This window comes from Embleya sp. NPDC055664 (assembly GCF_053618075.1).
The window spans coordinates 1-15,491 of sequence record NZ_JBSHGZ010000049.1; the positions used below are offsets into that span (position 1 = coordinate 1).

Here is a 15,491-nt window from a genome sequence, read left to right on the forward strand (position 1 = left end):
CGACGCCGACCAGGGACATGTCCACCTGTCCGCGCCCCGCGGCCTCGGCGATCATCGCGTCCATCAGCGCGGCGAACACGCCGACGTCGCGCCACGAAAGTGTTCTACCACTTCGCGATCGGGATTGATCACAACTCCGTACAGGCCCTAGGCGGCGTCGGGGCGGATGGTGATGCCGCGCGGGTCGAGGGCGACGGGATGCCCGCCGCGTCGACCGCGACGCCTCCGGTGCGCCTGCCCGTCGGGCGACTTGGGAAATACCGTGCGGGTGCGGGTGCGGATGCGGATACCGTGTCCGGGCTCGGTGTTCTCGAACTGCGGTGCGTGGCCCGCCTGTCCGGCGGTGACCGCGAATGTGAGCGGACACTGACGGCTCTCGACCGCCGAACGCACCCTGGTGGTCCGCCGGTTGCGGTGCTTGCACGCGGCCTAGATGTGTCCGGGCGTGGCGAACCTGTGCACGCAGCGGTTGCACAGGAACTCGTTGCCGGGCGGCTGTGGGCGACCGCTGCCGCCGTTCGCGTCCGAACGGATCCAGAACCAGGCTCCGAACGAGACCGCCCCGAACGGCATTCCGATGTACAAGCCGACGAACACAGACAGGGCGAGTGTGGCTGCGGGCAGGAGCGCCCAGCCGAACCACAGGGGAATCTCGGTCGAGGGCCCGGGGTCCGGTTGCCTGCTCCGATCCGGCACGACTTCGTTCGATAAGCCGCACCGGGGGCACTGGGGGAACGCCATGGCCTTACTCCTTGGATTCGTCACGTCGGGTGTGTCGAACGGCAGAGCGGGGTGCAGGCGGGTCCGCGCCGCGCCGCGCGCGGCGGGATGGCTCGTCCGCGACCACCCAAGCCCAACCGCGGACCACATGGGGCGACCGGGAGGGAAACACCGGGCGACCTCACGGGAACGCGGGCGTGCATCGAGGCCGCACGAAGCTTCGGGGCATCCGGCAGGCACCCCGGTCCGCCCCGGACCGGGGTCAGGGTGTCGCAAATCCCGGTGCTCTCACGGGAGTTGCCTGAGCCGGGTGGGCGCCCGGCACCCGTCCGCCGGCCGTTCTCGGCGGGCGCGTACGCTCGATCCGTGCCGCACTTCGAGACGACCACGCGCATCCGTGTCGCGCCCGCACGGGCTTTCGAAGCGTCCCTGGACATCGACACGCATACCGCGTCCATGGCTTCGTCGGGGGAGCGGGCGATCGGTGGGGTGACGGCCGGGCGGATCGGACTCGGCGAGAGTGTCACCTGGCGGGCGCGGCACTTCGGTGTGGTGTGGCGGATGACCTCGCGGATCACGGTGTACGAGGAGCCGAGTCGGTTCGTCGACGAGCAGGTCGGCGGGCCGTTCGCGCACTGGCGCCACGAGCACCGCTTCACCTCGGACGGGGCCGGCGGCACGGTGATGCGCGATGTCGTCGACTACGCCGCTCCGTTCGGGCCGATCGGCGCCGTCGTGGGGTGGATCGGGCTGCATCGATACATGGTGCGGTTGATCGTCGCGCGCAATGAGTATCTGAAGGACTCCCTCGAATCGGCAGTGTCCGAGTAGGCGTTCGATTTCCGCGCCGCCCAGGGGCGTTGTGTTCGGGCATCGGCAGGCGGCCGTTGCGGCGGTATTCTCGGCTGCCGTGGTGATCGGGCCGATCGTGTACCCGGCTGGTCGGCTCCGCGCCCCGGCGGTGTCGACGAAAGCGCGACGATCGAACGGAGTTCGGGACCATGAGTGACGAACAGGTGTCGCTGCGGCCGGTGGTCGAGGGCGACCTCCCCCTTCTCGAACGTTTTTCGACGGATCCCGAGGCGGTCGGTCCGTTCGGTTGGCAGGGCTGGGCGGATCCCGGGCGGTGGCGGCGCGAGTGGACCGAGAGCGGCCTTCTCGGGGACGCCGGAGGGCAGTTGCTGGTGGTTCGCGGGGCGGATGTCCTGGGTTTCGTGGCCTGGCGCAAAATCGTCACCTCACGCACCTCCTACTGTTGGAACGTCGGGATAAACCTGTTCGCCGAGGTGCGGGGCCAGGGCTTCGGCACCCGAGCCCAACTCCTGCTGGTCCGCTACCTGTTCGACCACACTCAGGTGGCGCGGGTGGAGGCGGCGACGGAGGTCGACAACGTCGCCGAACAACGCGCGCTGGAAAAGGTCGGCTTCACACCGGAGGGCGTGGCCCGCGCGTATCTCTTCCGAGCGGGCCGGTGGCGGGACGTGGTCTTCTACAGCCTCCTGAGGGACGAACTGCCTTTGGAGGGCGAGGAGTCGACGCCGACGCCGTAGCGTCCGGCGGCTGCGGGCATCGCCGGGTGGTCGACGCGCGCGAGCGGCCGTTGGCAAGCAGCGTCCACCCGCAGCGATAGACGCGGGCGGTTGTCCGTCGGTTGCCCATTGCCGAGCAGCGGCGGCCGGCAGACGGTGGACGCGTGCGGTTGTCCGTTGGCGAGCAGTGGTCGGCAGGCGGTGGCGTGACGAGCGGCGCGTGGTGGCCGGTGGCCGGTAGGCGTGGGCAGTCGGCTGTTGGTGGACAGCAGTCGGAAGGCGGCGGGGCGCCATCCCGCAGTGGCAGTCGATAGGCGGCGGTTGGGGGTTGCGGGTTGGCGGTGACCGGTAGGTAGTAGTCGCGGTTGGTGGTCGGCGACTTACAGGCGACGGCCGTAGGCCCGAGCAGTAGGCGGCAGGCGGGTGACGCCGCGCCGGCTCGCGGGTCGAGCGGTGGCGCCGAAGTCGTTGTCCCGTATCCCCACCCCGCCCCATCCCCCGCCCCCAATTTTCACCGCTCGCCATCCGCTGCGCATAGACACCGCACACCTCAGGCAATCCGCCTGCTGTCCGTCGCTCGTTGCCTGCCGCCTGCCGCCTGCCGCCTGCCGCCTGCCGCCTGCCGCCTGCCGCCTGCCGCCCCAGCTCGTTGCCCGCTACTCGCTGCCCGCTGCCCGCTGCCCGCAGCTCGTTGTCTGCCGTCTGCCGCTCGTTGTCCGCTGCTGCCCGTTGCCAGCTGCCGTTGCTTGCCGTCCGCCGTCCGCCGTCCGCCGTCCGCCGTCCGCCGTCCGCCGTCCGCCGTCCGCCGCTTGCCGCTTGCCGCTTGCCGTCCGCCGCTTGCCGCTTGCCGCTTGCCGCTTGCCGCTCGCCGTCCGACGCTCGCCCCTTGCCCTGTCGCCTTCCGCGTGCCGCAGCCCCTCTGCTGCCCGCTGCTCGCCGCCCAGCCCTGTCGTTCGCCGGCCCCTTCTCCCCACCCGCGACCGCCACCCCAACCCCAGGCCCCCGACCCCTGGTCCCGGACCCTGGACCCCGACCCCGGCCCCGCCTCCCGGTCCCGGCCCCCGACCCCCGGCCCCCGGCCCCCGTCCCCCGGTCCCGGACCCTGGCGCCTGGTCCTGGCCCCCGCCTCCCGGTTCCGGCCCCGGGCCCCGGGCTCCCGACCCCGGACCCTGGCCCCCGCCCCCGCCCCCGGCCCCCGGCCCTCGGCCCCCGCCCCGGCCCCGCCTCTCCCGCCTACCCCCTCCCGTTCCACCCCGCCTGGTGGGGTCGCACCGAAAGGGGGCTTCACCTTGGTTCGTTGCCACGAAGTTCCCGGGCGTCCGGCGTTCTAGCGTCGTGGCATTCGCCGCCGCCGGGGTCGGCGGGACCGGGCCGAGGCCGACCCAGGATGGAGGAAGCCATGACACGACGTCTGCGTCTGGACGACCTGACCGCGATTGTGCTGCCGGAGCAGCCGTCGATCTCCCCCGACGGGACTCGTGTCGTCTACACGCTGGTCGGGGTCGACGCCGAGGCGGACCGTCCGGTGCGCAGCCTGTGGTGGGTGGCCACCGCCGCCGACGCCCCGGCGACCAGGCTTACCGAGGGTCCCGGCGACGGCAGCGCGGCCTGGTCGCCCGACGGTACACGGATCGCGTTCCTGCGCGCCGCCGGCGGCCCGCCGCAGATCTGGATCCTGCCCGTGACCGGCGGCGACCCCCGGCAGCTGACCCGCCTCCCGCTGGGCGCCGGCCGCCCGGTCTGGAGCCCGGACGGCTCCCGCATCGCGTTCACCGGTGCCGTCGACACCCACGCCGTCCCCGGCGAGGACGACGCCGCCCGCGCCGCCCGGGGCCACGCGCCGCTGGTCGTCGATGCCCTGGACTACCAGGCCGACGGCGCCGGCCTGCTCGGCACCATGCGCAGCCACCTCCACGTGCTCGACCCGGACACCGGCGAGGTCACCCAGCTCACCGAGGGGGAGTGGCACGCGAGCGAGCCGGCCTGGTCGCCCGACGGCCGCCGACTGGCCTTCTCCGCCGGCCGCGGCACCGACGCGGACATCAACAACCTGTCGGCGGCGTACGTGCTCGACCCGTCCACTCCCGGCGTACCCGCCGAGCGGGTCGGCCCCGCCGACGCCATGATCGGCCCGGTCGACTGGACCCCCGACGGCGAGGCGCTGCTCGTCGTCGGCGCCACCCACAACGGCACGGGACACGCGCGCCTGCTCCGCATTCCCCTCGCCGGCGGCCCCGTCGCCCAACTCGCCGCCTCGCTGGACCGCAACATCATGTCCGGCGGCGGCGGGTACCCCGGCGCGCTGCCCCGATTCACCGCCGACGGCCGCGAACTGCTGTTCTGCGCCCGGGAGGCCGGCGACACCCAGTTGCTGGTCCTCGACCCCGTCACCGACACCACGCGCGTGCTGGTCGGCGGCGACAACCGCAGCGTCTCCGGCCTCTCGATCCCGCAGACCCCCGGGCCGGTCGCCATCGTGCTGGCCACCCCCACCTCGTACGGCGAGATCGTCCTGGTCGACCCCGCCGACGGCACCGAGCGCGTACTCACCACGCACGTCGCCGACGCGCTGCCGGACGTGGAACTGTTCACCGCCGTCGACCGCCGGTTCACCATCTCCGACGGCACCGTCGTACACGCCCGGGTGATCCGCGACCCGCAGGCGACCGGCCCCGGCCCGCTGCTCATGGACATCCACGGCGGTCCGCACAACGCGTGGGGCGGCACCGCCGACTCGATCCACCTCTACCACCAGGTGTTGGTCGAGCGCGGCTGGACCATCCTGCTGCCCAACCCCCGGGCCAGCGACGGCTACGGCGAGGACTTCTTCACCGCCGCCGTCGGGGAATGGGGCCTCGCCGACGCCGCCGACTTCCTGGAGCCGCTGGACACCCTCGTCGCCGAGGGCATCGCCGACCCCGACCGGCTCGCCGTCGCCGGCTACAGCTACGGCGGCTACATGACCTGCTACCTGACCAGCCGCGACCGGCGCTTCGCCGCGGCGGTCGCCGGCGGCGTGGTCAGCGACCTGGTCAGCATCTCCGGCACCTCCGACGCCGGCACCTTCCTCGCCCGGGCCGAATTCGGCGACATCAGCTACCGCGACGAGCCCGAGCGCTACGCCGCGATGAACCCGCTGACCCGGGTCGGCGACGTACGCACCCCGACCCTGATCGTGCACGGCGGCGCCGATATGCGGTGCCCCGTCGGCCAGGCCCAGCAGTGGTTCAGCGCGCTGCGCGAGCAGGGCGTGCCGACCCGGATGGTGCTCTACCCCGAGGGCTCGCACCTGTTCATCCTGCAGGGCCGCCCTTCGCACCGCCTCGACTGGAACCGGCGGATCATCGACTGGGTCGAGCAGTACGCCGGCCCCGCCGGCCGCACCCGCCCGGCACGCCTGGACGCCGCGCACTGGCAGCGCCGCCTGTCCACGCTGGCCTCGCGCCACCAGGTCCCCGGCGCCACGCTCGCCGTCCTGCGCCTCGGCGACCACGGCCCCGACGACCTGATCGAGGCGGCCCACGGCGTCCTCAACCTGAACACCGGCGTCCCGGTCACCACCGAATCGGTCTTCCAGATCGGCTCGATCAGCAAGGTGTGGACCACCACGCTGGTCATGCAGCTGGTCGAGGACGGACTGCTGGACCTGGACCAGCCGTTGGCCGAGCTGATGCCGGAACTGCGGCTGTCCGACCCGGAGTTGCCCAAGCGCATCACCATGCGCCACCTGCTCACGCACTCCTCCGGCATCGACGGCGACCACTTCCCCGACACCGGGCGCGGCGACGACTGCGTGGCCCGCTACGTGGACACCCTCGTCGACGTCGCGCAGGTCTTCCCGCCGGGCGCCGGCTGGTCGTACTGCAACGCGGGCTTCGTGCTGGCCGGCCGGGTGATCGAGCACCTGACCGGCAAGACCTGGGACGAGGTGTTGCGCGAACGGCTGAGCGTCCCGCTCGGGCTGACCCGCACCGTCACGCTGCCCGAGGAGGCGCTACTGCTCAGCGCCGCGATCGGACACGTCTCCGAAGGCGGCGGCGCGCCGACCGTGGCACCGGTTTCGGGGCTGCCCCGCTGCCTCGGACCGGCCGGCCTGATCTCCTCCACCGCGGCCGAACTGCTCGCCTTCGCCCGGCTGCACCTGACCGACGGCCTCGCCGCCGACGGCCGCCGACTGCTCGCCGCGCAGCACACGACCGCGATGCGCGAGCGGCAGGTCGACGTACCCGACACCGCGTTGACCGGCACCGCCTGGGGTCTGGGTTGGCGCCTGTGGTCGGTGGACGGACAGGAGCTGTGCGGCCACAACGGCGGCACCGTCGGCCAGCTCGCCTTCCTCCAGGTACTGCCCGAACACGGCCTGGCGGTGGCGCTGTTGACCAACGGCGGGCAGGGGGAGGTGCTTTCCGAGGAGCTGTTCGCGGAGATCCTCGCCGAGGTGGCGGGCATCGCACCGAACGAGCCGTTCGCGCCGCCCGCCGAGCCGCCGGCCGTGGACGTGGACCGCTACGTCGGGGTCTACGAACGCGCCGCACAGCGCGACGAGGTGACGGTGACGCCCGACGGTCTGGTGCTCCGCCGCGAGCTGACCGGGCCGCTGGCGGACACCCTGCCCGACGCGGTCACCGAGATGCGGATGGTGCCGGTCGCCGAGGACGTGTTCGCGGTGCGCCTGCCCGGGTCGCCGACCTGGCATCCGCTCACCTTCGCCTCCTTCGGCACCGGCGGGCGATTCCTGTACCTGGGTGGTCGGATCAGTCCGCAACGGGACTGACCCGACCGCCCACCCCCACCGCGTCTCCCCGTGACGCGGTGCCGTCGGCCCCCTGCCTCGTTTCCCGTCCGAGGCAGGGGGCCGATTCCGTGCGTGCCCCCGCCCCGACCCCGGGCCACCCTCACTCGATCGGCCGCCGCATCCGTGCGCCCACCCGGGTGAGGGCGCCCCCGCAGGCGCGCCGAACCCTGACCGTGTGCCCGGTTTGCATGAGTATGGGCCGGGCGACGCGATCGGCGCGCCGCGTGCGGGGCGGCCAAGGAGTACCACGATGGACGAGTTGACCACCCGGGTCGACGGGATGCTCGACGACCTCTGCGCCGAACTGCGGCGGCTCACCCGGATCCCGTCGATCGCCTTCCCCGGCTACCCGCCGGAGCCGGTGACCCAGGCCCACGACCTGGTGGTCGACCTGCTGCGGGACGCCGGCGTGCAGGACATCGCGGCGCTGCGGCTGCCGGACACCTCCCCGGTGATCACCGGCCACATCCCGCCGCCGCATCCGGACGCGCCGACCGTGCTGCTCTACGGGCACTACGACGTACAGCCCGCCGGCGACGAGGCGTTGTGGACGACCAAGCCGTTCGAGCCGACCGATGTCGACGGGGCGATCCACGGGCGCGGGGTGGCGGACGACAAGTCGAACCTGATCGTGCACGTCGGCGCGCTGCGGGCGTTCGACGGCCGGCCGCCGGTGGGGATCCGGATCGTGTTCGAGGGCCAGGAGGAGTACGGGAGCGACTTCGACGACTACCCCCAGGCGCACCCGGACGAGTTCGCCTGCGACGCGATGGTGATCGCCGACATGGGCAACATCCGCCCCGGCACCGGCACGCTGACCGTGGCGCTGCGCGGCGTGGTCGAGGTGATCGTCGAGGTGCACACGCTCGAAGAGGCCAAGCACAGCGGCAACTTCGGCGGCGCCGCACCGGACGCGCTCCTGGTACTGCTGCACGCGCTGGCCGCCCTGCACGACGCCAAGGGCGACGTCGCCGTGCCCGGCCTGCGCCGCGAGCAGTGGGCAGGCGGCGGTTGGAGCGAGGAGGAGTTCCGTCGGCTCGCCGGGATCCGTGCCGGCATGCCGCTGATCGGCACCGGCAATCTCGGCTCGCGCCTGTGGTCCGGCCCGGCCATCACGGTGACCGGCCTGGACGCGCCCTCCGTCGAACGCGCGGCCTCCGCCGTGGTCCCCTCCGCGCGGGCCAAGCTCAACATGCGCTGCCACCCGGCCCAGGACCCGGCCGAGGCACAGCGCCTGCTGATCGAATTCCTGGAAGGCCTGCGGCCGTTCGGCGTACCGCTGACGGTGACTCAGGCCGGCGCGCCCGGGTCGGGGTTCGCGGCGGCCACCGACGGCGTGGCCTACGCCGCCGCGCACGAGGCGCTGCGCACGGCGTGGGGCGAGGAGCTTGTACACGCGGCGGCGGGCGGGTCCATCCCGTTGGTCAACAGCCTGGCGGCGGCTCAACCCGGCGCGGAGATCCTGCTGTTCGGGGCGCAGGACAGCATGTGCAACCTGCACGGGCCCAACGAGCGGGTCCTGGTGAGCGAACTGCGCGACGCGGTGATCGCGGAGGCGGCCTTCTTCACGGCATACGCCGAGCGGTTCCGGCGCGACTGAGGCGGGACACGCGGGACCCGCCCCGGCGCCCGCGTCGCCACCGCCTCGACCCCGACGCCCCACGAACCACCGGCAGCCACATCGAACCACCAGCAGCCGCGAGGAGCACCGCGTGAGCACCGACCAAGCCCCGCCGACCGAGGCCGAGGATGAAACACCCTCGCCGAAGCGCGGGTTCCGCTTTCCCAGCGCGCTGACGGTATTGGCGATCGTGACGATCGCGGTCTGGGCGCTGGCGTTCGCGATTCCGACGGGCGAGTACCGGCGCGGCGAGGACGGTAAGCCGATCGCGGGCAGCTACCACCACACCAAGTCGCCCGAGGACTTCATCCAGCGGCTCAACGACCTGTTCCTGTCGCCGGTCAACGGCCTGTACGGGATCAAGGACGGGCAGAGCGGACAGGTCGCGCCCGACAACTCCGGTGATCTGTACGGCAGCGCGGCGGTGTTCCTGTTCGTGCTGGCGATCGGGGCGTTCATCACGGTGGTGTTCGCCACCGGCGCGCTGGATCGGGGCATCGCCCGGCTGGCGCATCGACTGCGCACACGCGGCGCGGTGTTGATCGTGGCGATCATGACGGTGTTCTCCATCCTCGGCTCGGTGGAGGGTTTTGCCGAGGAGACACTCGGCTTCTACGGCCTGATCGTGCCGCTGATGCTGGCGCTCGGCTACGACCGGATGGTGGCCACCGGCACGATCATCCTGGGCGCGGGCGTGGGCGTGCTGTGTTCCACTGTGAACCCCTTCGCGACCGGCGTGGCCTCGTCGGCGGCGGGGATCTCGCTGGGCGACGGCATCGTGCTCCGGTTGATCATGCTGATCGTGTTGACGGCGGTGACGATCCTGTACGTGGTGCGCTACGCGCGCCGGGTCAAGGCCGATCCGTCCCGCTCGTTCGTGGGCTTCCTGCCGGGGGACCGCGAACAGGCGCAGGCGGCGGCGACCGGCGCGGATCCGGCGCCGTTGACCCGGACGCACCAGATCGTGCTGGTCGCGGTGACGATCACGTTCGTGTTCATGATCTTCTCGATCATCCCGTGGGCGCAGGTCCTCACGGGCGATGCCGAAGCCACCCCCTACGGGTGGGAACTCGACTGGTCCTTCGCCCAGTTGGCGGCGCTGTTCATCGTGGCGGCGGTCATCGTCGGGTTGTTGGCCCGGATGGGCGAGAAGAAGTTGTCCGAGACGATCATCCAGGGCGCGGCGGACTTCATCTCGCCGGCGCTGATCATCATGTTGGCCCGCGGGGTCACCGTGATCATGAACAACGCTCTGGTCACCGACACCGTGCTGCACTCGATGGAGAGCACGGTCTCCGATTCCACATCGGCGGTGTTCGGCCTGCTGATCTTCGCGGTCAACCTGCCACTGGCGTTCCTGATCCCGTCCACCTCGGGGCACGCGACGCTGGCGATGCCGATCCTGGCGCCGCTGGCCGATTTCGCCGATGTGCCACGGGCGTTGGTTGTCACGGCATGGCAGGCGGCGTCGGGGTGGATGAATCTGTGGGTGCCGACGACGGCGGTGATCATGGGTGGGGTGTCGCTGGCCAAGGTCGGCTACAACCAATACCTGCGCTTCGCCGCGCCGCTGCTGGCCATCCTGTTCGTACTGATCTGTGCCTTCCTCGCGCTGGGCTCCGGCCTGTCCTGACCGGCCGCTGCGCCGGCCGGGGGCGCCCTCGGGCGAAGTCCGGCCGGCGCGGCGGGTGATTCGGTCGCGGCGGGTGATTCAGCCCCGGAGGCCGGCGAGCCAGGTGGTCAGGAGGCGGTTGACCTCGTCGGGGCGCTCCTGCTGGATCCAGTGGCCGCAGTCGTCCAGGACATGGGAGGAGGTCAGGCCGGGGAGGGTGGTGGGGTAGGCGGCGATGGCGTCGGCCATCCAGGTCGTGGAGGCGTCCAGGGCGCCGCCGATGAACAGGGACGGCTGCTTGATCGGGGCGCCGGCGTGGTTGGCGAGGTCGGCCCAGTCGCGGTCCATGTTGCGATAGCGGTTGAGGGCACCGGTCAGGCCGGTGCGCTCGAACTCGCCTGTATACACGTCGAGTTCGTCCTCGGTCAGCCACGCGGGCAGGCGGCCGGCGGGGAAGCGGTCGCGCAGCCGGCCGCCGGCGCGGGCCACGAAGTGCGGGTCGGGCGCGCCCTGGGCCGGCATGGTGTCGGCGGACAGCGCCGCGTAGAAGCCCGCGAGCCAACCCCGGACGTCCGGCTCGATCTCCGCTTCGGCCCGGCCGGGCTCCTGGAAGTACGAGACGTAGAACTCCTCGTCGCCGCCCATCTGCGCGAAGACGTCGGTGGGGCGGGGGCCGCCGGGCGGGGCGTAGGGCACGCTCAGGAGCGCGACGGCGCGGAAGACCTCGGGGTGGAGGAGGGCGGAGGTCGCCGCGATGTTGGCGCCCCAGTCGTGCCCGACGATCACTGCCTGCTCCTCGCCCAGGGCGCGTACCAGGGCGACGTTGTCCGCGACCAGGTCGAGCATGCGGTAGGCGTCGGGGGCGGCGGGCTTGGAGGAGCGGCCGTAGCCGCGTACGTCGAGTGCCACGGCCCGGTGGCCCGCCGCGGCGAGGGCCGGGAGTTGCCGGCGCCAGGAGTACCAGGACTCGGGGAAGCCGTGGACGAGCAGGACCAGCGGTCCGGTGCCCTGCTCGACCAGGTGCAGACGCCCGGCGGGGGCCTCGATGGTGCGGTGGCGTCGGTCGGCGGACGGCGCGGGGTGGTGCATCGCTTCTCCTCGGTTCACGGGCGGCTCCTCGGTTCACGGCCGGCCGCGGTCACCCACCGATCATGCGGCGCGGTGGGTGCGGAGGGCGAGCGGCATTGCCATCCTGGCAAACTTGCAGGACAGGGGGTGGAGGTGACACGGGCGGAGGGAGCGGGATGGTGGAGTCGGAGTCGGAGTCGGAGTCGGAGTCGGAGTCGGGGAGGGGACCGGGGCCGGGGCCGGGGCCGGGGATGGACGGCGGGATGGCCGACGCTCTGGCGGCCATGGGCCCGCGCCTGCGGCTCGCGCGCGAGCGGCGCGGCGCCACGCTCACCGCCGTCGGCCGCGCGACCGGCATCGCGCCGAGCACGCTGTCCCGGATCGAGAACGGCCGGCGCAGACCGACCCTGGAGGTGCTGCTGCGCCTCGCGAAGGCGTACGACGTCTCCCTCGACGAGCTGGCCGGCACCGCACCCGTTGGCCCGGCCGGACCACGCCCTGCGACACCGCAGCGCGCCGGCGACGACAAGGCGGTATTGCCGCTGACCCGCTACGTCGGCGGCCTGCACGCCCACAAACACGTCCTGCCGGCGGTCGACGCCCCGCCCGCACGGCCTCGGCAGGTCTCCCACGACGGATACGAATGGCTGTGCGTCCTGTACGGGCGCCTGTGGTTGGCCCTCGGCGACCAGGACCTCGTCCTGACCGCCGGCGAGACGGCCGAGTTCGACACCCGCACCGCCCACGGAGTCGCGAACGCCGGCCCCGGCGGTCCGGTGGAATACCTGATCATGTTCGGCCCCCAGGGCGAACGCCTGCGCCCACGCACCCCGTTGCCCGACCGAGGACCCCGGTAACGCGGCACCGGGCCGGCTCGTGCGGGTCACCGAAAGCCGCCACCGGATCTTCGAACTCACCTTTCCCCGAAGGGAGTTGGTCACCGAGCCGCCGAGATCGGGCCACTCCGGTGCACGGTCTCGGGTGTCCTGTTCGGATTGTTCGGATGACCTCGGGATGTATCCGCCGGGTCGGAGGTGGGATGGGTTGACCGAAAACCGGCGGAACAGCACTCGAAATGGCGTTCGAAGCGGCCCTGGGGGCGTCTACTGACCGCGCGCGCCGCCGACACCAAGATCGTCACTATTCGAATTTTTTGTCTGAAATCCTCGCTGTGGCGGATGTTCCGGAAGGGGATTCTGTGACGCGTGGGTAGACGCCCACGCCGTCGCGGGTCCACGAGGGATGTTCCCCTGGGCCCGTTTCGTACGCGGGCCGCCAATGGCCGCGCGACGTGGCGGTGTTCGTGTCATCTCGAGCGTCCCCCGGAAGGGTATACGCGCGAAGAGTGAGAGAAGGAGAGGAACTTCGATGTCTCATGGACGTCGGTTAGCGCGGTTATCGACCGCGCTGCTCGTGACGGTCGGGATTGCCGGAACGGGGATCGCCGGAGCCGGCACATCCGGATCGGCTGCCGCGGTCGCGCGCACCGCGGTGTACGTCGACAACGACGGTGTGCTGCACGCGACCTCGGCCGGCGCGGTGGACAACCTCGTCACGGTCACCGGATCCGCATCCGGCTGGACCGTGTCGGACTCCACCCCCGGCGGTGGCGTGACGGTCGGGAACGGTTGCACGAAGAACGCCTCCGGAGCGGCCGTCTGCCAGAGCGCCAACTTCACCTCGGTCGTCGTCGACCTCGGTGCCGGAGACGACATCGTTCAGCTGACGGGTAGGGCAGGCGTGAACTGCCGTGTGAACGGCGGCGCGGACGACGACGTCGTGGACGCGTCGCGCTGCGAGCTCGACGGCGGCGCGGGGGACGACGTCCTCTACGCAAGGGTGGGCACCGTCACCCGAGGTGGCGACGGTGACGACGCGATCGTCGTGTACGACCCCACCTCGACCGCGCCGCGCGAGGTCTTCGGCGGCGCCGGTCGGGACGAGATCGCCTTCACCCTGGCCACCGGCCCGGTGACGGTGACCCTGGACGACGTCGCCGACGACGGCCAGAACGGCTACACGAACATCAACGTGCACTCCGACGTCGAGAACGTGCGAGGCGGTCAGTACAACGACGCCATCACCGGCAACGCCGCCGACAACCAGCTGCGCGGCGCCGCCGGCGACGACCTGCTGATCGGCGGCGACGGGAACGACACGCTGGAAGGCGACGCCGGGAACGACATCCTCAAGGGTGGAGCGGGCGTCGACGCCCTCTTCGGTGGCACCGGGATCGACCAGTGCGACGTCGGCCCCGACGGCGGCACTGTCGCCGACTGCGAGTCGTGAATAGGTAGTCATACCAGGAGTACGCCCCGGTCACTTCGTTGAACCGGTGTTCCGTTCAGCCGAATACGGCACTTTCGCTTGGTCGCACCGACACCCCGGGCCCAGGGTGTCGGTCGATCGCGTATACCCCGCGGCAACCGCCGTCGGGCCGTTCCGGCCCCCGGGAGCCGCCGCCGAGTGCTAGCCGGCGTCCGGTTGGGTCGCGGCCTTTTCCGCGATGCGGCGTTCGGCGTCGGCCCAGTTGATGGGGAGGTCGCCGACCTCGACGTTCCAGAAGACGAAGGTCGACGTCTTCATCGTCGGGCGCATCGCGGTCACGATGCCGCGGTGCGGATCGGTGCCGTTGAAGGTCATGAGCGACTGGCGGTCGTCCCACGCGGAGAGCGTCAGGAAGGTGCGCTTGAAGGGACGGGCGATGAGGGAGGCGCCCAGGCAGCCGGGGGCTCTTTTGACCTGGCGCCAGGCGGCGAGCGACTTGGTGAAGAAGCGCGGTACGTCCTTGAGGCTGCGCACCTCGAAACGCGACGCCATGACCAGGGCGGACGTGGTGTCCCCGGGCGCGTTGGGCACGGTCCACGGCAGGGTGGGCACGAAGGGCCTCCAAGATCACGAAGTTGGCAGGAGCCGGAGGATACGCGCACGACGGCCCCGGTCGCGACCGATCCGCGCCTTTGGACCTGCGGACCGATCCGGCACCCGGGGCCGAGGGGACAATCGACCCGCCGAGCACCCGACTTCCCGGCGTGGGGCTGCTGTGGTCGGTTCGGTGCGGGGAGGGGGCGCAGGGACGGGTGCCTACGGCAGCCGTACCGAGACGTTGCCGCGGTAGGCGCCCCGCAGCAGGGAGAGGAACGCCTGCGGTACGTCGGCGATTCCGGCCTCGACGACCGTCTGTGGGTAGACGAACCGGCTCTCGCTCAGCCAACCGCCGAAGTGCTTGCGCCAAGCCGCGATCTGATCCGGTGTGTGGTGGCAGGAGAACGGCAGCAGTTCGACGCCCGCGGCCTCGGCCGCCGCGCGGTCGGGCTGCGGGAAACGGTCCGCCGCGTCGCCCAGTTGGCTGGACAGCGACCCGCAGAGGGCGAAGCGTGCGCCCGGGCGGGCCGCCTGGAGCGCGCCCCGATACTGCTCGCCGCCCACGACGTCGAAGAAGACCGAGATGCCGTCGGGCGCGAGTTCCGCGAGCCGTTCGGCCGTCGGGCCGTCGTGGTAGTCGAAGGCGGCGTCGTAGCCCAACTCGTTCACCAACCAGTCGACCTTCGCCGCGCTGCCCGCACTGCCGATCACCCGTGCCGCGCCGCGGCACTTGGCGATCTGCCCGGCCAGCGAGCCGACCCCGCCCGCCGCGCCGGAGACGAAGACCACGTCGCCTTCGCCCACGCCCGCCACGTCGGCCATCCCGTAGTAGGCGGTCGGGCCCTGACCCAGGTGGTGGCCGGGGTCGGCGAACGCTTCGCGGTCGAGCCTGAGGTACGAGTCGGCCGGTCCGGCCGAATACTCGCTCCAGCCGGCCATCGACTGCACCAGGTCGCCGACTTCGAGGTCGGGGCTGTCGGATCGGACCACGGTACCGACGACGGCCACCCCCACCCGCTGCCCCGGCTGCCAGGCCGGCACCGGGATGGTGCAGTCGGCCCGCATCAGCTCCAGGTAGGTCGCGGCGAGCCCGATCCGGTCGGTACGTACCAGCACCTCGCCGTCCACCTCGGTCTCGGCGACGGCGAAATGGTCGAGCGTGGGCGTACCGGTGATTCGGGCGGTCAGTCGGACTTCACGAGTGATCACGTGTCTTGTTCCTTGCCTCGGGTGTGACCTTCGAGATCGACTCTAGGGAGGCTTCCGGTCACTTTCCGACCG

12 protein-coding genes are annotated in these 15,491 nt (G+C 71.9%); 7 read left to right on the forward strand and 5 right to left on the reverse strand.

Going from position 1 to position 15,491, the window contains the following annotated elements; genetic code table 11:
• Positions 1-147: 147 nt before the first annotated feature.
• Positions 148-393: a hypothetical protein gene (locus ACWGR4_RS43600; RefSeq protein WP_452134099.1), complete on the reverse strand. Its 246-nt coding sequence runs from the start codon at positions 391-393 to the stop codon at positions 148-150.
• 36 nt (positions 394-429) lie between these two features.
• Positions 430-696, reverse strand: a complete 267-nt coding sequence (locus tag ACWGR4_RS43605; RefSeq protein ID WP_452134100.1) for a hypothetical protein — start codon at positions 694-696, stop codon at positions 430-432.
• Positions 697-1,086: 390 nt separating this feature from the next.
• Here ACWGR4_RS43605 and ACWGR4_RS43610 point away from each other — a divergent pair, with 390 nt between their 5' ends.
• From ACWGR4_RS43610 to ACWGR4_RS43630, 5 genes are all read left to right on the forward strand, one after another.
• Positions 1,087-1,551: an SRPBCC family protein gene (locus tag ACWGR4_RS43610; protein WP_452134101.1), complete on the forward strand. Its 465-nt coding sequence runs from the start codon at positions 1,087-1,089 to the stop codon at positions 1,549-1,551.
• A gap of 170 nt (positions 1,552-1,721) precedes the next feature.
• On the forward strand, positions 1,722-2,270 hold the full coding sequence (locus ACWGR4_RS43615; protein WP_380011959.1) for a GNAT family N-acetyltransferase: 549 nt from the start codon (positions 1,722-1,724) through the stop codon (positions 2,268-2,270).
• 1,378 nt (positions 2,271-3,648) lie between these two features.
• On the forward strand, positions 3,649-7,023 hold the full coding sequence (locus tag ACWGR4_RS43620; protein WP_452134088.1) for a serine hydrolase: 3,375 nt from the start codon (positions 3,649-3,651) through the stop codon (positions 7,021-7,023).
• A 271-nt stretch (positions 7,024-7,294) separates the two neighbouring features.
• A complete protein-coding gene (locus ACWGR4_RS43625) occupies positions 7,295-8,644 on the forward strand; it encodes a M20/M25/M40 family metallo-hydrolase (protein WP_452133316.1) in 1,350 nt (449 codons plus the stop codon).
• A gap of 112 nt (positions 8,645-8,756) precedes the next feature.
• Complete coding sequence (locus ACWGR4_RS43630) at positions 8,757-10,298, forward strand: YfcC family protein (RefSeq protein WP_380011950.1); 1,542 nt, start codon at positions 8,757-8,759, stop codon at positions 10,296-10,298.
• Positions 10,299-10,376: 78 nt separating this feature from the next.
• Here the strand turns inward: ACWGR4_RS43630 and ACWGR4_RS43635 are convergent, their stop codons facing one another.
• A complete protein-coding gene (locus tag ACWGR4_RS43635; RefSeq protein WP_452133317.1) occupies positions 10,377-11,366 on the reverse strand; it encodes an alpha/beta hydrolase in 990 nt (329 codons plus the stop codon).
• Between the two features lie 242 nt (positions 11,367-11,608).
• Here ACWGR4_RS43635 and ACWGR4_RS43640 point away from each other — a divergent pair, with 242 nt between their 5' ends.
• Both ACWGR4_RS43640 and ACWGR4_RS43645 read left to right on the forward strand, forming a co-directional pair.
• Positions 11,609-12,202: a helix-turn-helix domain-containing protein gene (locus tag ACWGR4_RS43640; protein WP_452133315.1), complete on the forward strand. Its 594-nt coding sequence runs from the start codon at positions 11,609-11,611 to the stop codon at positions 12,200-12,202.
• A 511-nt stretch (positions 12,203-12,713) separates the two neighbouring features.
• Entirely contained in the window at positions 12,714-13,634 is a 921-nt protein-coding gene (locus tag ACWGR4_RS43645) for a calcium-binding protein (RefSeq protein WP_452133314.1), read from the forward strand.
• Between the two features lie 180 nt (positions 13,635-13,814).
• On the opposite strand, the gene ACWGR4_RS43650 is transcribed toward ACWGR4_RS43645, so the two are convergent.
• Together ACWGR4_RS43650 and ACWGR4_RS43655 are read right to left on the reverse strand one after the other, a co-directional pair.
• Entirely contained in the window at positions 13,815-14,225 is a 411-nt protein-coding gene (locus tag ACWGR4_RS43650) for a DUF3291 domain-containing protein (protein ID WP_380011942.1), read from the reverse strand.
• Positions 14,226-14,429: 204 nt separating this feature from the next.
• A complete protein-coding gene (locus ACWGR4_RS43655) occupies positions 14,430-15,419 on the reverse strand; it encodes a zinc-binding dehydrogenase (protein ID WP_380011939.1) in 990 nt (329 codons plus the stop codon).
• Between the last annotated feature and the right edge of the window lie 72 nt (positions 15,420-15,491).